Annotated in this window: 18 protein-coding genes; 9 read left to right on the top strand and 9 right to left on the bottom strand. The window is 70.2% G+C overall.

What is annotated here, in order from left to right:
• The coding region (locus tag DQW85_RS18885; RefSeq protein ID WP_162795108.1) for a GNAT family N-acetyltransferase at positions 1 to 504 on the top strand (504 nt) is incomplete at its 5' end.
• Here DQW85_RS18885 and DQW85_RS18890 read toward each other — a convergent pair.
• Positions 458 to 1,459: a glycosyltransferase family 2 protein gene (locus tag DQW85_RS18890; protein WP_113701624.1), complete on the bottom strand. Its 1,002-nt coding sequence runs from the start codon at positions 1,457 to 1,459 to the stop codon at positions 458 to 460. The two genes, DQW85_RS18885 and DQW85_RS18890, sit on opposite strands and share 47 nt — an antisense overlap.
• An 80-nt stretch (positions 1,460 to 1,539) precedes the next feature.
• Here DQW85_RS18890 and DQW85_RS18895 point away from each other — a divergent pair, with 80 nt between their 5' ends.
• The 3 genes from DQW85_RS18895 (at position 1,540) to rfbB (ending at position 4,179) form a co-directional block, all read left to right on the top strand.
• A complete protein-coding gene (locus DQW85_RS18895; protein ID WP_162795109.1) occupies positions 1,540 to 2,004 on the top strand; it encodes a GtrA family protein in 465 nt (154 codons plus the stop codon).
• A gap of 133 nt (positions 2,005 to 2,137) precedes the next feature.
• Positions 2,138 to 3,205, top strand: coding sequence for a glucose-1-phosphate thymidylyltransferase (locus tag DQW85_RS18900; protein ID WP_113701626.1), 1,068 nt, complete (start codon positions 2,138 to 2,140; stop codon positions 3,203 to 3,205).
• The gene (gene rfbB / locus DQW85_RS18905; protein ID WP_113701627.1) at positions 3,202 to 4,179 is read left to right on the top strand and encodes a dTDP-glucose 4,6-dehydratase; all 978 of its coding nucleotides are present in this window, start codon (positions 3,202 to 3,204) and stop codon (positions 4,177 to 4,179) included. Before DQW85_RS18900 ends, rfbB begins: the two co-directional genes overlap by 4 nt.
• Before the next feature lie 127 nt (positions 4,180 to 4,306).
• On the opposite strand, the gene DQW85_RS18910 is transcribed toward rfbB, so the two are convergent.
• Complete coding sequence (locus tag DQW85_RS18910) at positions 4,307 to 5,377, bottom strand: ice-binding family protein (protein WP_113701628.1); 1,071 nt, start codon at positions 5,375 to 5,377, stop codon at positions 4,307 to 4,309.
• Between the two features lie 169 nt (positions 5,378 to 5,546).
• Positions 5,547 to 7,508, bottom strand: coding sequence for a DUF4082 domain-containing protein (locus DQW85_RS18915; RefSeq protein WP_162795110.1), 1,962 nt, complete (start codon positions 7,506 to 7,508; stop codon positions 5,547 to 5,549).
• 502 nt (positions 7,509 to 8,010) lie between these two features.
• On the opposite strand from DQW85_RS18915, the gene DQW85_RS18920 reads away from it, so the two are divergent.
• Positions 8,011 to 9,270, top strand: a complete 1,260-nt coding sequence (locus DQW85_RS18920) for a nucleotide sugar dehydrogenase (protein ID WP_113701630.1) — start codon at positions 8,011 to 8,013, stop codon at positions 9,268 to 9,270.
• A gap of 56 nt (positions 9,271 to 9,326) precedes the next feature.
• Here DQW85_RS18920 and lat read toward each other — a convergent pair whose 3' ends face one another.
• The 4 genes from lat to DQW85_RS18945 all read right to left on the bottom strand — a co-directional run bounded on the left by lat (position 9,327) and on the right by DQW85_RS18945 (position 13,756).
• Complete coding sequence (gene lat, locus DQW85_RS18925; protein WP_113701631.1) at positions 9,327 to 10,598, bottom strand: L-lysine 6-transaminase; 1,272 nt, start codon at positions 10,596 to 10,598, stop codon at positions 9,327 to 9,329.
• Positions 10,599 to 10,687: 89 nt separating this feature from the next.
• Positions 10,688 to 11,230 (bottom strand): HdeD family acid-resistance protein, encoded by a 543-nt coding sequence (locus DQW85_RS18930; RefSeq protein ID WP_113701632.1) that lies wholly within the window; start codon positions 11,228 to 11,230, stop codon positions 10,688 to 10,690.
• A gap of 312 nt (positions 11,231 to 11,542) precedes the next feature.
• Positions 11,543 to 12,190 carry a PAQR family membrane homeostasis protein TrhA gene (trhA, locus tag DQW85_RS18940; RefSeq protein ID WP_205315227.1) on the bottom strand — a complete coding sequence of 216 codons (648 nt, stop codon included), beginning with the start codon at positions 12,188 to 12,190 and terminating at the stop codon, positions 11,543 to 11,545.
• A 69-nt stretch (positions 12,191 to 12,259) separates the two neighbouring features.
• The gene (locus DQW85_RS18945) at positions 12,260 to 13,756 is read right to left on the bottom strand and encodes a penicillin-binding transpeptidase domain-containing protein (RefSeq protein WP_113701635.1); all 1,497 of its coding nucleotides are present in this window, start codon (positions 13,754 to 13,756) and stop codon (positions 12,260 to 12,262) included.
• Between the two features lie 88 nt (positions 13,757 to 13,844).
• Between DQW85_RS18945 and DQW85_RS18950 the strand changes: the two genes are divergently transcribed.
• Positions 13,845 to 14,666, top strand: coding sequence for a spermidine synthase (locus DQW85_RS18950; RefSeq protein WP_113701636.1), 822 nt, complete (start codon positions 13,845 to 13,847; stop codon positions 14,664 to 14,666).
• Positions 14,667 to 14,783: 117 nt separating this feature from the next.
• On the opposite strand, the gene DQW85_RS18955 is transcribed toward DQW85_RS18950, so the two are convergent.
• Together DQW85_RS18955 and DQW85_RS18960 are read right to left on the bottom strand one after the other, a co-directional pair.
• Positions 14,784 to 15,719, bottom strand: a complete 936-nt coding sequence (locus DQW85_RS18955; protein WP_240197274.1) for a LysR substrate-binding domain-containing protein — start codon at positions 15,717 to 15,719, stop codon at positions 14,784 to 14,786.
• A gap of 31 nt (positions 15,720 to 15,750) precedes the next feature.
• Complete coding sequence (locus DQW85_RS18960; protein WP_113701637.1) at positions 15,751 to 17,076, bottom strand: MFS transporter; 1,326 nt, start codon at positions 17,074 to 17,076, stop codon at positions 15,751 to 15,753.
• Positions 17,077 to 17,249: 173 nt separating this feature from the next.
• Here DQW85_RS18960 and DQW85_RS18965 point away from each other — a divergent pair, with 173 nt between their 5' ends.
• The 3 genes from DQW85_RS18965 to DQW85_RS18975 all read left to right on the top strand — a co-directional run.
• Positions 17,250 to 18,683, top strand: a complete 1,434-nt coding sequence (locus DQW85_RS18965; protein ID WP_113701638.1) for a 2-hydroxymuconic semialdehyde dehydrogenase — start codon at positions 17,250 to 17,252, stop codon at positions 18,681 to 18,683.
• 8 nt (positions 18,684 to 18,691) lie between these two features.
• On the top strand, positions 18,692 to 19,531 hold the full coding sequence (locus DQW85_RS18970; RefSeq protein ID WP_240197275.1) for a 2-keto-4-pentenoate hydratase: 840 nt from the start codon (positions 18,692 to 18,694) through the stop codon (positions 19,529 to 19,531).
• Positions 19,528 to 20,196: 2-keto-4-pentenoate hydratase (locus DQW85_RS18975; protein ID WP_205315228.1), on the top strand; the 669-nt coding region annotated here is incomplete at its 3' end. The genes DQW85_RS18970 and DQW85_RS18975, both read left to right, overlap by 4 nt.

The raw sequence follows: 20,196 nt of genomic DNA on the forward strand, positions 1-20,196 counted from the left end.
GGCCGCGCGCCCGCACCCGCGGCCGACCTGGCGGTCGCGGCGGCGAGCGACCCCGCCACCGTCGAGCGGCTGGTGGCCGACATCTTCTCCGCCTACGGCAGCCACTACCTGGCCAACCCGCTCTTCGACCCCGCGCAGGCGCTCGCCGGCTACCAGGACTGGGCCCGGCGGACCGCCGCCGGTGACGGCTGCCTGGCACTGGAGCACCGGGGCGAGGGCGGCCCGCGCCTGCTCGCGCTGGCCACCCTGGAGGAGGACGCCGCCCGCACGGAGATCCTGCTGGCCGGAGTGGTCTCCGAGTGCCAGGGACGCGGCCTCTACGCCCACCTGCTGAAGGCGGTCGAGGACCGCACGCGGGCGCGCGGCGCGTCGGAGGTGGTGATCTCCACGCAGGGGCACAACACCCGCGTGCAGCGCGCGTGGGCCCGCTACGGGTTCGAGCCGGTGCAGACCCTCCTCACTGCTCACCTGGTCCGGAGCTCGCTCCTGCCTGGACGGGGATGATCGGGCCGTCCTGGCGGGCGTCGGCGGCGCGCGCCGTCCCGACCCGGTCCCGTACGACGTAGGTCGGCCGGCCCATGCCGCTGCCGTGGATCCGGCCGACGTACTCGCCGAGCACGCCGATGGCGATGAGCTGCGCGGACGAGAACAGCGCCACCATCGACGCGATCGTGGTGAACCCGGCGACCGTGGTGTCTCCCGTGGCGAAGCGCCACAGCACGCCCGCGCCGAGCAGCAGCCCGACCACGCCGGCCAGGAACCCGAGATAGCTGGCCGCCCGCAGCGGGGCCGTGCTGTAGCCGACGAGCATGTTGACCGCGTGGCGGATCAGCAGACGTCCCGTGTAGTTGGAGCGCCCGTGCGCGCGCTGGTTCATGTGCACGCGTACGGCGCCCACCTTCGACGTGGCCCACGACAGCGCCACGTCGATCGACGCGTGCGGCCCCGACAGGCCCTCGAACCCGTCACGCAGCCGGGTGCGGAAGGCGCGGAACGCGCTGATCTCCTGGGCGGCGCGGATGCCGAGGGCTCCCGCCATGCCGGCCTTCACCGAGCGGGAGGCGAGGCTGCGCAGGAACCCGTGCTCCTCCTCGTGCGAGACGCCGTACACCAGGTCGAGCCCCTCTCCGTCGAGGGCGGCCAGCAGGCAGGGGATCTGCTCGGGCGGATGCTGCAGGTCGTCGTCCAGCGTGACGACGACCTCGTGTGCCGCCTCCCGGATGCCCGCGACCAGCGCGTTGTGCTGCCCGTAGTTGCGGGAGAGGTGGATGGCGCGCACACCCTCGATCCCGCGGGCCAGCCCGGCGGCCGTCTCCCAGGTCTCGTCCGGGCTGCCGTCCACCACGAGGAGGACCTCGTGACGGACGGACGCCTGGCGCAACGTCGAGACGATCCTGCCGACCAGCGTGGGCAGGGTACGCGCGGACCGGTAACACGGGATTACCACCGACACCGACATTGATCCCCCGATCATCCAGTGCGAATCGGTTACAATCATGCCCGCCCCCACCACGCGATCAGATGCGGAGTGCGGGCCACATGGTCGAACTGAAAAGCCGGACCAAGCACGGCGAAGAAACGTCATTCAGGTGGCGGGCGCTGATCTCGGCTCTTGGCGGACACCGCATCACATATCTGCTGGCCGGCGCCATGACGGCGGTCGTCTATTACATTCTCCTTGGCCTAGCATTGCTGGTCGCGAAAGATCGGGCCCCGTATCTTGTCCTGGTCGTGGTCAGCCACTTCGTCACCGTGGTGGTCGTCTATCCCGGATACCGGCTGCTCGTGTTCCGCGTCTCCGGCCATTCCTGGATGACCGGATACCTGCGTTTCTACGCCGTGGGGCTGACTTTCCTCGGAGCGTCGCTCACCGGCCTCCCGCTCCTGGTCGAGGTGGCCGGGGTCCCCCTCATGGTCGCGCAGGCGCTGATAATCCTCGCCAGCCCGCCCCTGAGTTATCTGGCACACCGCACCTGGACGTTCCGCGCGCGGGCCAAGGTCTAATCTCGGCAACGTTCCGGGCGTCCTTGGACAAGCGTGTGCGGGCCCCTGCCCGGCGGACAGCCCTGATCATAAACTCCTGCGAGGCAGGCGGCCGCTACGGCCACGTCCTCGTCGCGGAAGGACCAGGGCACCGATGAAGGCACTCGTACTGGCGGGCGGCAAGGGGACGAGGCTGCGCCCGCTCACCCACACCTCGGCCAAGCAGCTCGTTCCCGTGGCCAACAAGCCGGTCCTCTTCTACGGCCTCGAAGCCCTGCGCGACGCCGGCGTCACCGAAGTCGGCATCGTCGTCGGCGACACCGCCCAGGAGGTGCGGGACGCCGTCGGGGACGGTTCGAGCTTCGGTCTCGAGGTCACCTACATCCCTCAGGACGCTCCCCTGGGGCTGGCGCACTGCGTCCTCATCGCCAGGCGATTCCTCGGCGACGACCCCTTCGTGATGTACCTGGGCGACAACTTCCTCGTCGGCGGCATCCGCGACCTGGTGGACTCGTTCCGGGACGGCGGCCACGACGCGCAGATCCTGCTCACGAAGGTCGCCGAACCGCAGTTCTACGGGGTCGCCGAGCTGGGGCCGGACGGCCAGATCGTCGGCCTGGCAGAGAAGCCGGAGCGACCGCGCAGCGACCTGGCGATCGTCGGCGTCTACATCTTCTCACCCGTGATCCACGAGGCCGTGCGGGCCATCACGCCGTCCGCGCGCGGCGAGCTGGAGATCACCGACGCCATCAGCTGGCTGATCCAGCGCGGCTACCACGTCCACTCCCACCTCGTCAGCGGCTACTGGAAGGACACCGGCCGGCTGCAGGACATGCTGGAGTGCAACCGCATCGTCCTCGAACAGGTGGAGCCTGAGATCAACGGCACGGTCGACGGGCTGAGCGAGATCACCGGCCGGGTCGTCGTCGAACGCGGCGCCGTGGTGGAGAACTCGGTGCTGCGCGGGCCCATCGTGGTCGGGGCCAACTCCAAGATCGTTTCCTCGTACGTCGGGCCCTTCACCTCGATCGGACCCGGCTGCGTGGTGACGAACGCCGAGATCGAGTACTCCATCGTGCTCGACGGCTCCACCGTCGTCGGCGTCTCGCGCATCGGGCACTCCCTCATCGGCCGTAACGTGGAGGTCACCAGCGCGGAGGGCGCCCCCAACACACACGAGCTCATGGTCGGCGACCACAGCAAGATCAAGGTGCGCGTATGAACGTCCTCGTCACCGGCGGCGCCGGATTCATCGGTTCGCACTACGTGCGGTCCCTGCTGCTCGGGACGTACCCCGGCTACGAGGACGTCGGAGTCACCGTCCTCGACAAGCTGACGTACGCCGGGAACCCGGAGAACCTGGCGCCCGTGGCACGGCACCCCCGCTACACCTTCGTCCACGGGGACATCACCGACGCGGAGCTGCTCGCCCGGCTCGTGCCGCGCTGCGACGTGGTGGTGAACTTCGCGGCCGAGACCCACGTCGACCGGTCCATCACGGGCGCCGGCGACTTCGTCACGACGAACGTGCTCGGCACCCAGCGGCTGCTCCAGGCGGCGCTCGACGCGGGCATGCCCACGGTGGTGCACGTCTCGACCGACGAGGTGTACGGGTCCATCGCGGAGGGGTCCTGGACCGAGGACGAGCCGCTCCTGCCCAACTCGCCCTACTCCGCCGCCAAGGCGGGCGGCGACCTGCTCTGCCGGGCCTACCACCGCACGCACGGCCTGGACGTGCGCGTGACGCGCTGCTCCAACAACTACGGCCCCTATCAGTATCCCGAGAAGGTGATCCCCCTCTTCGTCACCAACCTCCTCGACCGCTTGGCGGTCCCGCTCTACGGAGACGGCCGCAACGTGCGCGACTGGCTGCACGTGGACGACCACTGCCGCGGGATCCAGCTGGTGCTGGAGAAGGGCTCACCGGGCGAGGTCTACAACATCGGCGGCGGCACCGAGCTGACCAACCGGGAGCTGACCGAGCTGCTGCTGTCGGCCTGCGGCCTGGGCTGGGACATGGTGCGGCAGGTGCCCGACCGGCTCGGGCACGACCTGCGCTACTCGGTCGACTGCGGCAAGCTGGCCGCCCTCGGCTACGAACCGCGCACCGCCTTCGCCGACGGCCTGGCCGAGGTGGTCCGCTGGTACGCGGACAACGAGTGGTGGTGGCGGCCGTTGAAGGCGAAGCCGGCCTGATCCCGGCCGGCCCGTGACCGGTCCGCGGACAGTTCGCGGCCTGTTTCGTTTCGCGGCCGGTTCCGTTTCGCGGCCGGTTCGCGGCGGGGCCGGGCCCGGGGGGAGGCCCGGGGGTGTCCGCGCCCGCTCAGGCGAGCTGGACGATCTGGAAGACCGGCTGCGACGTGCTGCCCGAGAAGTGCACGGGATCCTCGCCCTCGAAGGTGTCGCCTCCGAGGTAGACGGCCACGATCCGATGCTGCCCACGGGCCAGATTTGAGATCGTGAACGTGGCGCGGCCGGCGGCGTCGAGGAACGTCGCGCCGAGGACGACCGAGCGCCTCTTGAGCAGCACCTCCCCCTGCGGCACGAGCGTGCCGGTCACCGGATCGACCTCCGCGGTGAACGTGACCGGCTGGCCGAGCAGCGACGGATTGGGCTCGGACGACAGCCTGGTGATGGTGGGCGGCTCGTTCGGCAGGCCGATGCGGGTGACCGGGGTGCTCTCCGTGCCGGTGATGGTGACACTGTGGATGAGCGCGGCGACCCGTCCGATCACGTTGGCGCCGAAGTCCACGGCGGCCCAGTCCTCGGCGATGAGCGTGCCGCGGAACGTGGAGTAGACCCCGATCCGGGCCGAGTGGCTGAGCTGCCAGAAGACGTTCTCCGACTTCGCGCCCCGGATCAGGCTGATGTTGCTGACCCTGGCGGTGACGAGGGTCTCGGCCCGGAAGATGAAGACCGCGTCCGGGTCGCCCTGGGCGTCGAGGGTGAGAGAGCCGTCGATGTTGAACCCGTCGGTCAGCGAGTCGTAGACGCCCGGCCCCCTCGTCGTCCCGCCGAGCTGCTGGGGCAGGCTGCCGGTCGGGAGACGGGTCTCCATGTCGTTGTAGGCTTCGACCAGGTCGGCCCTGACGGCGGCGGCGGTCGCGTCGCCGGGATGTCTTTCGCCGTCGATCACGCCGGGCGGGAAGCCGGTCACCAGGCTGCCTGGGCTCACGCCCAGGTTGCCGGTGACCCGGGTGCCGTGCCTGTTGTCGACGGACGCTCCGCCGAAGACCGCGAACGACCGCGCGACGCCGAGGTCCACCGGCTCCTGCGCGCTCGCGGCCGGAGACAGTGTGACGAGAGTGCTCGCCGCCGCGACGGTCACGAGAGCGGCCGCCCTCCAGCAGCGCCTCGTCTTCACGAGAAAAGCAGAAATGTCGGCATGCAGCATGAGTGGTCCTTAATTCGGCGGCTTTCGCGCCGACTGGTTACCGATATGGATTACTCTGCGCATTTGACATTACCGGCAGGCGAGGGCGATCGGCGGAAATGACATGCCTGGACATGACGGCGCCCCGCCGGACAGCGAAGCCGTGTCCGGCGGGGCGTCACATGACGGCCTATTGGCGGAATATCACGTCGACCCAGTAGTTCGTGGCCTGGAAGCTACTGGTAGGGAAGGAGCTGGACGCGCCGTAGGCGAACACGCCGTTTCCACCGCTGGTCGCATGCGCGAGCGCGGTGAGCGGGCTGTTCGTGTACGCCGATGTGAAGTACGGCCGCGTTATCGAATAATTGCCGGATGTCGTGTGATAGGCCGCCACATAGGTGGTGTTCGCGTTGATTGTGACCGGCGTCGGGAAATTCACCTCCTGCCACCCCGACGCCGTCTCGCTGACGAACGGTGTGCTCGCGAGCAGCTCACCGCTGCCGCTCCACAGGCTCGCGACATGGGCGCCCGTGTTCAGGGCGCCCTTGAAGAACCGGACGCCGTAGACCTGGCCGCTCACCGATGACTGGAACTTGACCCCGACCGTGACCGCCTGGTCGTCGGAGCTGGACGGGACGGCCGGCGAGGCGGCCTTGTTCCACAGGCTGTCCGACGGCTGGAAGACGACGTCGACCCAGTAGTTGCTGGCCTGGTAGCTGTTGTCCGGGAAGCTGTTGGAGGCGCCGTAGGAGTACACGCCGTTCCCGCCGTCAGTGCCGTTCGCCAGCGCGGTGAGCGGGCCGTTCGCGAAGGACGACGTGAAGTACGGCCGGTTGACCGAGTAACGGCCGGACGTCGTGTGGTAGGACGCCACGTAGGTGGTGTTGGCGCTGATCTCGACAGGTGTGGAGAAGGTCACCTCCTGCCATCCGGAGGCCGTCTCGCCGGTGAAGGTCGCGCTCGCCAGGAGGCTGCCACCGGCACTCCAGAGGCTGCCCACGTGCGTGCCCGTGTTCTGCGCGCCCTTGAAGAACCGCACGCCGGAGATGGTGCCCTTCTGCGCCGCGCGGAACTTCACGCCGACCGTGACCGCCTGCGTGTCAGGCTGCGACTGGACCGCGGGTGTGACCTGCTCGTTCCACAGGCTGTCCTCCACGGTGTGCGTGACCGGAGGCGAGACGCTGGGCGCGAAGTGGATCAGCTCCTCACCGTCGAAGGTGTCGCCTCCCAGGTAGACGGCGGTGAGCTGGCGGTCCCCGCCGGGCAGTGTCGTCGCGGTGAACACCGCAGGACCCTCGCTGCTGTGGAAGGCCGAGCCGAGCACTGTGTCGCCGTCCTTGAACACCACCTCGCCGAACGGGACGACGCTGCCGCTCACCGGCTCCACCGTGGCCGTCAGGGTGATCGGCTCCCCCTTCCACGACGGGTCGGGCGAGGTGGTGAGGGTGGTCGTGGTCGGCGGGTCGTCGGGCAGGGAGATGCGGGTGTGCGGGGTGCCGTCGGTGCCCGTGATGGTGATCGAGTCGTCGAGGGAGAACAGGCGCCCGTCCACGAACGCCCCCCAGGCCACCGAGACACCACCCTGGGCCACCACGTTGCCGCGGAACGTGGCCCACATGCCGATGCTCGTGGCGCCGCTGAGCTGCCAGAAGATGTTGTCCTGCTGCGCGCCGCGGACGAGGTTGACGTTGCCCACCTGCGCCACGGTCAGGCTGGACGCGCGGAAGACGAACACCGCGTCCGGATCGCCCTGGGCGTCGAGCGTGAGCGTGCCGTTGATGGCGAAGGAGCCGGTGGTCGAGGTGTAGACGCCCGGCCCCCTGGTCGTCCCGCCCAGCTGAGGGGCCACGGTGGCGGTGCCCGTGAGCCCGCTGAGGTAGGTGTAGACGCCGTCGGCGTCGGCCTTGGCCGCCGCCGCGGTCGCGTTGCCCAGGTGCCTGGTGCCGTTGACGATCCCGGGCGGGAACCCGGTCAACGTGCTGCCGGGGCTGATGCCCAGGTTGCCGGTGACCGTGGTGAGGTTCGTGTTGCTGACCGATGTCTCGGCCAGGACCGCGAAGGGCTCCGCGTCGCCCAGGTCGATGGGCTGCGCGGCCTGTACGCCACCCGAGCCCGTGACGAGCGCGCCCGCCGCCAGGAGGGTCGCGAGCACCGCCCGCAGGAACAGAGTGGCCTTTGCCCTTTTAATGTGAATGTGCCGATCAGGTGTGCCGACTGCCCGGTCGGGCGCATCGCGATGTGCACTGAACATGCGCCACAACTCCTTACTGCCTCTGGATGTCTTACCGGGCGATCGGGTGGGATCAGGAGTCGTCACATGCGCTCGTCCGGTTCGTGCTATTTGTCACGCTATTTGGAAAATGGAACCATCCGAAAAAACGCTAGGGCATGAAGGGATGCCGCGAGCGGAACGACGGCCCACGAGAACGCATACATGATCAAGAAAGTGCCCGGACTAATGCGCTATTGGCGCCGACTTTACCCCTGACTTCCGCAGGTCAATACTTACTCGAAAGCACGAAAAAGGTCTCGTGGATCCCCTTCCGCCCGGCCACCGAACGACACGCCGAGATCGTCGTCGAATCAGTGTCATGCGCGGGCCTGACTCCTACAGTCGGGGTGATATCTCATCTTGAAGTGAGGGGGGTCCAGATATGGGGGAGAAACTGGTCGTCGTCGGCCAGGGATACGTCGGTTTGCCACTGGCGATGCGCGCGGTCGAGGCCGGGTTCGACGTCGTGGGGATCGACGTCGACCAGTGGCGCGTCAAGCGGCTCAACGCCGGCGAGTCGTTCGTCGAGGACATCAGCGACGACCAGGTGGCCGCCGCCCTGCGCTGCGGCCGCTACCTGGCGAGCGCCGACTACGCCGACGTGGAGGGCTTCGACGTCTGCGTGATCACCGTGCCGACACCGCTGTGCGAGGGCGCCCCCGACCTCCGTTACATCGCCTCGGCCGGCCAGTCCATCGCGCCCCGGCTGCGGCCGGGCGCCACGGTGATCCTGGAGTCCACCACCTATCCCGGCACCACCGAGGAGTACCTCCTGCCGATCCTCGAGGAGGGCTCCGGCCTGCGCGCGCCGGAGGACTTCCTCCTGGGCTACAGCCCCGAGCGGATCGACCCGGGCAACACCGTGTGGCGGCTGGAGAACACCCCGAAGGTCGTCTCGGGCATCGACGCGATCTCGCTGAAGCGCATCCAGGACTTCTACCAGCGGATCGTGGACCACGTCGTGCCGGTCTCGTCGCTGCAGGTGGCGGAGCTGTGCAAGCTCCTGGAGAACACCTTCAGGCACGTCAACATCGCCCTGGTGAACGAGCTGTCGATCTTCGCGGAGCAGCTGGGCATCGACGTGTGGGAGGCCATCGACGCGGCCTCCACCAAGCCGTTCGGGTACATGCGCTTCACACCCGGGCCCGGCGTCGGCGGGCACTGCCTGCCGATCGACCCGTCGTACCTGTCGTGGAAGGTCAAGCGGAGCCTGGGGCACAACTTCCGGTTCGTGGAGCTGGCCAACGACATCAACGACCACATGCCGGACCACGTCGTGCACCGGCTGGTCCTCGGTCTCAACCAGCGCAACAAGCCGATCAAGGGCAGCCGGGTGGTCGTGCTCGGCCTGGCGTACAAGAAGAACGCCGGGGACTGCCGGGAGTCGCCCGCGATCGAGGTGGTGAAGTCGCTCCACAAGCTGGGTGCGGAGGTGCGGGCCGCCGACCCGCACGTGGAGGACCTCAAGCTGCCGGCGGGCATCGAGATCATCGAGGTCACGCGCGCGGAACTGGCGACGGCGGACGCGGTGCTGGTCCTCACCGACCACGACCGCTTCGACTACGGGCTGGTCGAGGAGGCCGGCCCCTACGTCCTGGACACGCGCAACCGCTGCCGGGGCCCCAACGTCGAGCTGCTCTGATCACGGCCTCTCGGTGCGGCCCTCCGGAGCCTCTCCGGAGGGCCGCACGCGTGGCGTCACCCGAGGGCGGCCGAGATGGCGGCCAGGCCGTGCTCCGCGTCGTCGTCGGGGATGTTGAGCGCCGGGCGCAGCCGCACCGAGCGGAGGCCGCAGGGCAGCACGAGAACACCCTTGTCGTCCCTCAGCCGGGCGATGAACGAATCCCGGGCGGGCCGGTCGGGGAGGTCGAAGGCGAGCATCAGGCCGCGCCCGCGCACGCTCGACAGGGCGTCCGGCCGTTCGGCCTGCAGCTTGGTCAGCCGCTCGACCAGCAGCTCGCCCAGCCGGGCGGCGCGCGCGATCAGGCCGTCTCGCTCGATGATCTCCAGCAGCGCGCGCGACCGGACCATGTCGACCAGGCCACCGCCCCACGTCGAGTTGATCCTGCCGCTGACCTGGAACACGTTGTCGGGCACGAGGTCCACCCGGCGGCCCGCCATGATCCCGCCGACCTGCACCTTCTTGGCGAACGCCACGATGTCGGGGGCCAGGCCGAGCTGCTGGTAGGCCCACGGGGTGCCGGTCGTGCCGCCGCCCGTCTGCACCTCGTCCAGCACGAACAGCGCGTCGTACTCGTGACACAGGCCCTGCATCGCCTGCAGGAACTCGGGGCGCATGTGGTTGTCGCCGCCCTCGCCCTGGATGGGCTCGGCGATGAAGCAGGCGATGTCGTGGGGGTGCCGCTCGAACGCCGCCCGCGCCTGCGCCAGCGCGCGCCCCTCGGCGGCCTCGACGTCGCCGAGGTGCACGGCCGGCACGTCGATGCGGGGCCAGTCGAACTTCGGGAAGCGGTCGGTCTTGCCCGGCTCGGTGTTCGTCAGGCTGAGGGTGTAGCCGCTGCGCCCGTGGAAGGCCCTGGTCAGGTGCATGACCCGGGCGCCGAGCTCGGGGGACCTGCCCTCGGCCTCGTTGCGGCGGCTCTTCCAGTCGAAGGCCGTCTTGAGCGCGTTCTCCACGGCCAGGGCGCCGCCCTCCACGAAGAACATGCGGGGCAGCTCGGGGTCGCCGAGCACGCGGGTGAAGGCGTCGACGAAGTCGGCCAGGTGCTCGGTGTACATGTCGGGGTTGGCGGGCTTGTTGCGGGCCACCCGCCCGAGCAGCTCGGCGACGTCCGGGGGGAAGGGCGGGTTCACACCGAGGGGCGCGGAGGCGAAGAACGTGTAGAAGTCGAGGTAGCGGCGGCCGTCGCGGGCGTCGACTAGCCAGGAGCCCCGGCTGCGTTCGAGGTCGAGCACGAGCCGGTAGCCGTCGACGAGCAGGTGACGGGCGAGGCGGGCGTGTACGTCCATGCGTCCTCCACGATGAGCAGACACACGATGAGCAGACACGGCATACGTTTCCCACCATAGCCTGGTTTCATCCGGAAAATTTCCGGAATCTACGACTGAGGCGCGAGCTTCTTCACCTTGAACGACAGGATCACCATCGCGATGCCGTACAGGACGGCGAAGATGCCGAGCAGCCAGACGAGCGTGAGCAGGCCCGCGCCCGGCCAGATGAGGAGCAGGACACCGAAGATCACGGACAGCACGCCGCCCACGATGAGCGCCCACTCGTTCTGGATGACCTGACGCATCTGGATGCCGGCCACGATCTCGGAGACGCCCGTGAAGATCGCCCAGAAGGCGACGACGAAGAGCAGGGCGAGGGAGGTGATCCCCGGCCAGACGAAGGCGATGATGCCCGCCAGGATGCCGATGATGCCGGAGATGATGAGCCAGGCCCGCGACTTCGCCTCGTGCCGGAACCCGGCGACCAGCGAGAAGGCGCCGCTCACGAGGGCGTAGGCGCCGAAGAAGATCACCAGGACCCAGAGCGTGATCCCGGGCCAGATGAGCGCGAGAACACCGAAGATGATCGCGGCGATGCCACGGATCAGGACGAGCCACCAGACACGTGCGAGTTGCGCGAGTTCTTCCATGATGGTCTGTTCTCCAGATAGATCCCGAAAGCAGACCACCAGCCGGTCAAAACTCGGTGACCCGCACTCCAACCCTTCCCTGCCGGCCGTACCACAATCCATCCCATACCGGGATGATCCTCCCCACCTGAGGCAGCCCGCCCCAGGCGCGCACCGTGGCGTCCACCACCTCAGCCTGGCCGCGCAGGACCGTGCCGCCGTCCCCCACCACGGGTGACCACCGCCGCACCACCCCCGCCGAGGCCACCCTGCCCCCTGGTGACGCCCGGCACTACGTCCACGCGCATCACGCGGGGGTGCCGCGCCCCAGGCTCAAAGGGCGGAGTAGACCACGAGCGAGACGGCGATGTACTGCACGAGGTAGGCCGCGATCGTGAACGCGTGGAACACCTCGTGGAAGCCGAACCAGCGGGGCGCCGGGTCGGGGCGGCGCAGGCCGTACACGATGGCGCCCGCGCTGTAGAAGACGCCGCCGACGGCGACCAGCACGACGGCGGCCACGCCGGCGCCCTCCAGCAGCTGCGGCATGACGAAGATCGCGGTCCAGCCGAGCCCGATGTAGAGCACCGTGTAGAGCCAGCGCGGCGCGCTCATCCAGAACACGCGGAAGAGGACCCCGGCGAGGGCGCCGCACCAGATGACCGCCAGCACGGCGACGCGGGCGGCTCCGGTGAGGGCCAGCAGCGCGAACGGCGTGTAGGTGCCCGCGATGATCAGGTAGATGTTGGCGTGGTCCAAGCGCCGCAGCACCTCGGCCAGGCGCGGGCCGAGCCGGCCGCGGTGGTAGGTGGCCGAGATGCCGAAGAGCAGGGCCGAGGTGATCGCGTAGATCATGGAGGCGATCCGGGCCTGGAGGGTGGGGCCGAGCGCCACGAGCACGAACCCGGCGACCAGCGTCACGGGCAGCGCTCCAGTGTGCAACCAGCCACGCAAGAGGGGTTTCGCGGTGATGGTCGTCATGAAACCTACGGTACCGTAGGTGCGAAATCCGCTACCTTTGGTGGACCGCTGGACGCGGCCCACCATAAGTTAGAGAGCGTTGAGAAAGCGGGCCGTGATGGGCAGCGCCGCCGACCGGGCCGAGCCGCCGTTCCGTACGAAGACGCAGAAGGCCAGGTCGTCGCGGTAGCCGATGAACCATCCGTGATCCGGCTCGCCCTCGGTCTCGGCCGTGCCGGTCTTGCCGGAGACGCCCGCGGGCAGGCCCGCCTCGCTCGCCGTCCCGTGGTCGACGACCGCGGCCATCATGTCGCGCAGCGAGGCGACGATCCCCTCGTCGAGCGTGACCGGCTCGGGCGGACTGAAGCCCTCGACGCGGCGCACCTCCTCGGCCGGGAGGAGCCGCGGCGGGCGCCACGTGCCGCTCTGGACGGCTGCCGCGATCGTGGCCATGCAGAGCGGGGTGGCCACGACCGTGCCCTGGCCGATCGCGTCCGCGCCGAACCAGTCGAGGTCCTGGGGATCCTCCAGCGCGCCGCACCTGCCCCCCACACCGGTCGGCATGGGGCGGCCGAACCCCCACTGCTCGGCCGTCTCGCGCAGGTCCTTCCTCCTGAGCCGCGTGACGGCCTCCTGCACGAAGGTGGTGTTGCAGGAGTGGGCGAAGGCATCGGTGAACGACAGGGTGCCGCGGTCCTGCTGTTCCGCGTTGTCGAAGGTCCGATGGAACGGGATCTGGTACGTGCCGGGGCAGCTCACCTCGGCGGCCGGGTCGAGACCTGACTCCAGCAGCGCGGCGGCGGTGATCGTCTTGAACGTGGAGCCGGGCGGGAAGAGGTCGTGGAAGGCGCTTCGGTTGTCGAGCAGCCGGTCGGCCACCGCGAGCACCTCCCCGGAGCTGGGCCGCAGGGCGACGATCGCGGCGTTCTCCACCCCGTCCAGCGAGCGGGCGGCCGCCGCCTGCACGGGCCTGGACAGGGTGGTCCGCTGGGTCTTCGGCTCCCGCTGGGCGGTCAGCAGCCGTTGCCCCAGCTGTCCCGGCACCGTGGAGACCAGCGCGAGGCCCGCCTTCTCCTCCTCGAACTCCGGCCTGAGACGGTCGAGGTAGGCGTCGGCGTAGCTGTCGTTGGGGATCTTGTCCCCCTCGCTGGTGAGCAGCTCCGTCGCGGGCCCCTCCACCTCGGCGAGGTCGAGCGTGCCGCCGTTCCTGAGCAGCGGGTGCAGCGTCTCAGGGGTCCAGAGCACCTTCCACGCCCGCCCCCGTACGGCGAGGCGCAGTGTCGCGGCGAACGGCCACGGCCCGAGATCGCGCAGCGTCCGGGTGCCGGTGAAGGCCACCTCGGCCGTCGCCCGCCCCGTGCTCCTGACCGGACCGGGCCGCAGCTCGATGGCCTCGACGTGCAGCTTCTGGCTGAACGACAGGTGGCGGCCGACGAAATCGGCCGGAGGGTCGTGGACCAGCCGGGCCATGGCCTGCACGTCCCCTGCCAGCCAGGCACGGAAGTAGGACGCCGAGACCTGCGCCGCACTGCCCTTCACCCGGTTCGCCGCCAGCACCGCGAAGCCGTACGAACCCAGGATCGCCACAACCGCGATAAGAAGCACTATCAGCCTTCTGCGTCGCATACGGTTCTCCGTGGGAGGGAACAGCGTGGCACGAGCACAGCGGGAGCCGATGCCGGGCCTGTACCCGGTGACGTTCGGCGAGATCGAACTCCTCCGGGACCTGGACAGGCAGGACGGCTGGGTGCTGTCCAAGGACGGGGTGCCTCAGTCATATGTTGACCTACAAGACCCCACATATCTGGACTTCGAGTACGTACGTCTCATGGCGGACGTCATCGACCTTCTCCCGGAGGGGCCGCTGAGCTGTGTCCACGTGGGCGGCGGCGCCTGCACGATCCCCCGCTACGTGGCCACGACGCGCCCCGGGTCCCGGCACATCGTCATCGAGCCCGACGGCCTCCTGGTCAACCTGATCCGCGACCAGCTCGACCTGCGGTCGGTGCCACGCCTGAAGGTCATCGTGCTGGACGGCCGCGAGGGCACGGCCAGGGTCTGGGACTCGTCGGCCGACCTGGTGGTGCTCGACGCGTTCGCCGGGGCGACGATGCCGGTCGAGCTGGCCACTGCCGAGTACATGGGCGACCTAGCCCGGGTGCTGCGCCCCTCGGGCACGTTGCTGGTCAACCTGGCCGACGGCAAGGGCCTGGCCTTCGCCCGGCGCGTGGTCGCCACGGTACGGAGCACGTTCGGCCACGTCACGCTGTTGGCGGAGCCGGGCGTGCTGCGCGGCCGCCGCTTCGGCAACCTCATCGTCGCCGCCTCGCGGTCGGCGCTGCCGGTCGACCTCCTCACGCGCCGCGCGGCGGGCAGCCTCACCCAGGCGAGATGCCTCCACGGCGACGCCCTGACGCGCTTCGTCGCGGGCGCCCCGCCCATCGCGGACGGCGAGCCGGTCATGGCACCCGTCCCGCCTCCCGCCGTCTTCGGCTGAGCGGACGCCGCTGCGGACGCCCCTCCCACGCCCCCTCCCCTGTGCCAGGCCCGGTGAGCCCAGGTTCAGAGCGTGCCCGCCGCCTCCGGACGGGTCACGCGAGTTCACGCCTACGGGTCACGCGAGTTCGCGCCGGAGCCCTTCGGCCTGACGGTGCAGGTGGGAGAGCATCGCCTGGCCGGCGGGCGTGAGCGCGCGGGCCTCCGGCAGCGTCACGCCGACCGAGCGCCGCACGGACGGCAGCGGCACCGGCAGCTCCGCCAGCCCGACGTCGGTGCTGACGACCAGGGCCGGCAAGGCTGCGATCATGTCGGTCTGCCGGAGCAGGGACCGGATCGTCAGCATGGACGTGCACTCGACGCGGTTGCCGGGCAGCGTCAGCCTCTGCCGGTGGAACACCTGCTCCAGCTCGTGCCTGAGGGACGTCTGCTCAAGGGGGAGGATCCACGGGTAGCAGAGCAGGTCCGGCAGCGTCCGCGCCTGCTCGGCGGGGTGGCCGGTGCGGGCGACCAGCAGGATGGGCTCGTTGTAGAGCGGGATCTGGCGCAGCCCCGGCCGGTCCTCGATCGGGTTGAGCCGGCCCAGGATCAGGTCGGCCTCACCGTCGACCAGGCGGGGCACGAGCGAGTCGAAGGTGCCCTCCCGGACGATCACGGTCACGCCAGGGCGTTCGGCCTTGAGCGAGGCGATGGCACGGGGCAGCAGCACGTTGGTGGCGGTGAGCAGGGTGCCGACCGTGACGGTGCCGGCCTCGCCCTCGGCGAGGCCGGCGATCCGGTCGCCTGCCCTGCGCAGCTCCGCCTGCACGGCCCGCGCGTGGTCGATGAACGCCTCACCGAACAGGGTCGGGGTCACGCCGCGGGGCCCGCGCGAGAACAGCTCCACCCCGAGGATCCGCTCCACCTCCCGCAGTCCTCGGGTCACGGCGGGCTGCGCGAGGTGGAGGTGCTCGGCGGCGCGCAGGACGCTGCCCTGCTCGGCGATGGTCGTCACGAGCACCAGATGCCTGAGCTTGAGCCGGCCGCTAAGCAGGTCCAGTGGTCGAGATATCACCGACACAGCATACGATCCGCGGCTTCGGGCCTTATTTCGCTATATCGGCTGCCATGCCGTCCGAGGCCGCGGGGAGGTCGCCGAGACGCTCGGCGTCGTCGCGCGGGATCACCAGGGCCGCGACCATGCTCACGACGGCCACGGCGGCCAGGTATCCGGTGATGGACAGCGAGGTCCCCGTCGCGGCGTAGAGCGAAGCCGCGATCAGCGGCGTGATGCCCCCGCCGAGCATCGCCGCCAGCTGGTAGGCGACGGAGGTGCCGGAGTAGCGGACGGCCACGGGGAAGAAGCTCGCGGTGAGCGTGCCCTGGGGCGCGTGGGTCATCGACAGCACGGCGCCCACGGTCACCATGAACACGGCGACGAGGACCGGGTTGCCCGTGTCGACCACCGGGAAGATCGCCACGGCTGCCACCAGCAGGACCACCGATCCCCGTACGAAGACCGCCCGCAGGCCCAGCCGGTCTCCCAGGTGCGCCCACAGCGGCGCGGTGGCCAGCCACACGGCGGCACCGCCGATCACGCAGCTCAGCAGGAAGGTGCGCGACAGGCCCGCCGCGGCCGGGCCGTAGCTGAGGATGTAGACCATGAAGACGTAGGCCAGCGCGCTGTTGGCGATGATCACCGCGATCGTGTGGAGGACCCGGTGCCAGTGGTCGCGCAGCACGACCGCGATCGGCAGCCTCACCGGCTCGCGGCGTTCGAGGAGGCTCGTGTAGGCGGGACTCTCCTCGATGCGCAGCCGCAGGTACAGCCCGACCACCACCAGCAAGACGCTGAGCAGGAACGGCACCCGCCAGCCCCACGCCATGAAGCTCTCCTCGCTGAGCAGCGAGGAGGTGCCGAGGAAGACCAGGTTGGCGCAGAGCATGCCGGCCGGCGTGCCCATCATGGGGAAGGCGCCGAAGAGGGCGCGGCGGCCCTTCGGGGCGTGCTCCATGGTCAGCACCATGGCCCCGCCCAGTTCGCCGCCCAGGCCGATGCCCTGCGCGATGCGCATCACGACGAGGAGCACGGCGGCCCATACGCCGATGCTCGAGTAGGTCGGGACCAGGCCGATCAGCGTGGTGCCGATCCCCATGATCAGCAGCGAGGCCACCAGCGTGTTCCGGCGCCCGAGGCGATCGCCGAAGTGGCCGAAGACGATGCCGCCGAGCGGGCGGGCGAGGAATCCGACGGCCATGGTCCCGAAAGCCGCGATCGACCCCGCGACCGGATCCATGGCCGGGAAGAACTGCTTGTTGAAGACGAGTGCGGCGGCCGTGCCGTAGAGGAAGAAGTCGTACCACTCGATGGTCGTGCCGATGAAGGCGGCCCATGAGACGCGGCGCGCGGCCCGGCGGTTGTCTGTGTCCATCCCTGTGCCTTCCGATCCGGGGGGTACCGACGAGGATGCACGCTGGCGCTATGCCAGAGCGAATACCGATCCGGGTCTGAGGTATGCCGTTCTCGACATATGACCAGAGCCACATACCTCACCCGCAATTCGGTATTGGACTGTTATCCCTGCCGCTCCGGACAATTGGCGCCATGAAACCCGCCCACTACGTCAACGGCGCCTTCACGGTGGCGGGGACGTCCTTCCCGCTGCGCTCTCCCGTCGACGGGAGCCTGGCCGGAGCCGTCCCGGAGGCCCCGCGCGAGCTCGTGGACGAGGCGGTGCGCGCCGCCGGGGCGGGGCTCGCCGGCGCCTGGGGAGAAGCGAGCGTCGAGGAGCGGTGCGAGTTCCTGAGGCGGATCGCAGGCGGCATCGTGGAGAGGTTCGACGAGTTCGTCGACGCGGAGGTGGCCGACACCGGCAGGCCCCGCGAGCTCGCCGCGACGGTCGACGTCCCACGGGCGATCGGCAACTTCCGCGCGTACGCCGACCTCGCCTACGGCCGTCCGGAACGTGCCCATCCGACCAACGTCCCCGGCTGGAGCGGCGGCGGGCGGGCGCTCAACTACACCGTGCGCCGCCCGCTGGGCGTCGTCGCGGTCATCTCGCCGTGGAACCTGCCGCTGCTCCTGCTCACCTGGAAGGTCGCTCCAGCGCTCGCCGCGGGCAACGCCGTCGTCGCCAAGCCGTCGGAGGAGACCCCCTCGACGGCCACCCTGCTCGCCGAGGTGATCGACGAGGCGGGGCTGCCGGCCGGCGCGTTCAACCTGGTCCACGGGCGCGGCGCCGGCGGGGCGGGCGAGTACCTGGCCTCCCACGCGGGTGTCGACGCGATCGCCTTCACCGGTGCGACCGCCACGGGCGCCGCCATCATGCGCGCCGCGGCCGACCACATCACACCGGTCTCCTTCGAGCTCGGCGGCAAGAACCCGGCCGTGGTGTTCGCGGACGCCGACCTGGCGGAGGCGGTCGAGGGGACCGCGCGGTCGAGTTTCACCCACTCGGGGCAGATCTGCCTGTGCACCGAACGTGTCTACGTGCAGCGCCCGGTCTTCGAGGAGTTCGTGGCGGGCCTGGCCGAGCGGGCCGGAGCGTGGCGGGACTACGGGCCGATGATCTCGGCCGGGCACCGCGACAAGGTCCTGTCCTACTACCGCCTCGCCCGCGAGGAGGGCGCGACGGTGGTCGCCGGCGGCGGCGTGCCGCGTTTCGGCGACAGGCGCGACGGCGGGTTCTACGTCGAGCCGACCGTGCTCACCGGACTGCCCGAGAGCGCCAGGACCGTCCGCGAGGAGATCTTCGGCCCCGTCTGCCATGTGGCGCCGTTCGACGACGAGGAGGAGGCGGTCCGGCTGGCCAACGACAGCCCGTACGGCCTGGCCGCCACGGTGTGGACCACCGACCTGTCCCGCGCCCACCGGGTGGCGCCCCGCGTCCAGGCCGGGATCGTCTGGGTCAACTGCTGGAACCTGCGGGACCTGCGCACGCCCTTCGGCGGCGTCAGGGCGTCCGGCATCGGGCGCGAGGGCGGCGAGTACTCGCTCGACTTCTTCTCCGAGCCGGTGAATGTGTGCGTGAGGATATGAGGACACCTGTGACAGAGAGACACCAGGCCGCGGCGGCCCGGCTGCTGGAGGCTTACGTGTCCGGCCGCCCGTGCGAGCCGGTGCGTGACCTGATCGACGGCGTGGAGTCCGCGTACGCCGTGCAGAGCCTGCTCACGGAGCGGTGGCTGGCGGAGGGACGGCGGCTCACCGGGCGCAAGGTCGGACTCACCAGCAAGGCGGTGCAGCGGCAGCTCGGCGTGGACGCGCCCGACTTCGGCATGCTGTTCGCCGACATGGCCGTGCCCGACGGCGAGGAGATCCCGGCCGGGACCGTCATGCAGCCGCGTGCGGAGGCCGAGGTCGCCCTCGTGCTCGACCGTGATCTGACCCACGAGCGGCACACGGTCGCCGACGTGATCCGCGCCACCGCCTTCGCCCTGCCCGCGATCGAGGTGGTGGGCAGCCGCGTCCGCGACTGGGACATCACCCTGCCCGACACCGTCGCCGACAACGCCTCCGCCGGAGTGTACGTCCTGGGCAACCGGCCGGCGCGGCTCGGCGACGTGGACCTCCGGATGGCCGGCATGGTGATCGAGCGGCGCGGCGAGCAGGTCTCGACCGGGATCGGGGCGGCCTGCCTCGGCCATCCGCTGCACGCCGCGATGTGGCTGGCCGACACGCTGGCCCGGCTCGGGCGCCCGCTCCGGGCCGGCGACACCGTGCTGACCGGGGCACTGGGGCCGGTGGTCCCGATCAAGCCCGGCGACGTGCTGGAGGCCCGGATCGACGGGCTCGGCGACGTCCGGGCGGCGTTCGCTCCGGAAGCGTCCGAACAGACCGTGCCCGCGTCCGAACAGACCGTGCGCGCTGTGGGGGAGACGGCGTGAACAGACTCGCGGAGATCCTCGACGAGGCCGCGATGACCGGCCGGGCGATCCCCCGGCTCACCGACCAGGTCACGCTCGACGTGCCATCCGCCTATGAGGTGCAGCGGGGCGTGATCGAGCGCCGGCGGACGCGCGGCGAGGCCCTCACCGGGATCAAGATGGGCTTCACCAGCCGCGCGAAGATGGCCCAGATGGGCGTGGACGACGTCATCTGGGGGCTGCTCACCGACGCCATGCTGATCGAGTCCACCCTGGACACCGGCGGCCTGATCCACCCGCGCATCGAGCCGGAGATCGCGTTCCTGGTCGACCGGCCGGTGCGCACGCCCGCGGACGCGACCGCCGCCATCGGCGGCGTCGCCGTGGCCTACGAGGTGCTCGACTCCCGTTACCGGGACTTCAGCTTCACCCTGGAGGACGTGATCGCCGACAACGCCTCGGCCAGCGGTTTCGGCCACGGCCCCTGGCACGACCCCAAGGACGTGAGCAACGCCGGCCTGCTCCTGGAGATCGACGGGCGGCCGGTGTCCACCGGCTCGTCGGCCGCCATCCTCGGCGACCCGCTGCGGTCGGCGACCGCGGCTGCCAGGCTGGCCTGCGCCGCCGGCATCCAGCTCCGGCCCGGGTGGGTCATCCTCGCGGGCGCGGCCACCGCCGCGGTGCCG

Source organism: Nonomuraea lactucae (genome assembly GCF_003313395.1).
GTDB lineage: Bacteria > Actinomycetota > Actinomycetes > Streptosporangiales > Streptosporangiaceae > Nonomuraea > Nonomuraea lactucae.

Bases quoted from the DNA above. Each gene is read 5' to 3' on its own strand.
- DQW85_RS18890 (WP_113701624.1), bottom strand. From the start codon at position 1,459: ATGTCGGTGTCGGTGGTAATCCCGTGTTACCGGTCCGCGCGTACCCTG.
- DQW85_RS18895 (WP_162795109.1), top strand. From the start codon at position 1,540: ATGGTCGAACTGAAAAGCCGGACCAAGCACGGCGAAGAAACGTCATTC.
- DQW85_RS18900 (WP_113701626.1), top strand. From the start codon at position 2,138: ATGAAGGCACTCGTACTGGCGGGCGGCAAGGGGACGAGGCTGCGCCCG.
- rfbB (WP_113701627.1), top strand. From the start codon at position 3,202: ATGAACGTCCTCGTCACCGGCGGCGCCGGATTCATCGGTTCGCACTAC.
- DQW85_RS18910 (WP_113701628.1), bottom strand. From the start codon at position 5,377: ATGCTGCATGCCGACATTTCTGCTTTTCTCGTGAAGACGAGGCGCTGC.
- DQW85_RS18920 (WP_113701630.1), top strand. From the start codon at position 8,011: ATGGGGGAGAAACTGGTCGTCGTCGGCCAGGGATACGTCGGTTTGCCA.
- lat (WP_113701631.1), bottom strand. From the start codon at position 10,598: ATGGACGTACACGCCCGCCTCGCCCGTCACCTGCTCGTCGACGGCTAC.
- DQW85_RS18930 (WP_113701632.1), bottom strand. From the start codon at position 11,230: ATGGAAGAACTCGCGCAACTCGCACGTGTCTGGTGGCTCGTCCTGATC.
- trhA (WP_205315227.1), bottom strand. From the start codon at position 12,190: ATGACGACCATCACCGCGAAACCCCTCTTGCGTGGCTGGTTGCACACT.
- DQW85_RS18950 (WP_113701636.1), top strand. From the start codon at position 13,845: ATGCCGGGCCTGTACCCGGTGACGTTCGGCGAGATCGAACTCCTCCGG.
- DQW85_RS18960 (WP_113701637.1), bottom strand. From the start codon at position 17,076: ATGGACACAGACAACCGCCGGGCCGCGCGCCGCGTCTCATGGGCCGCC.
- DQW85_RS18965 (WP_113701638.1), top strand. From the start codon at position 17,250: ATGAAACCCGCCCACTACGTCAACGGCGCCTTCACGGTGGCGGGGACG.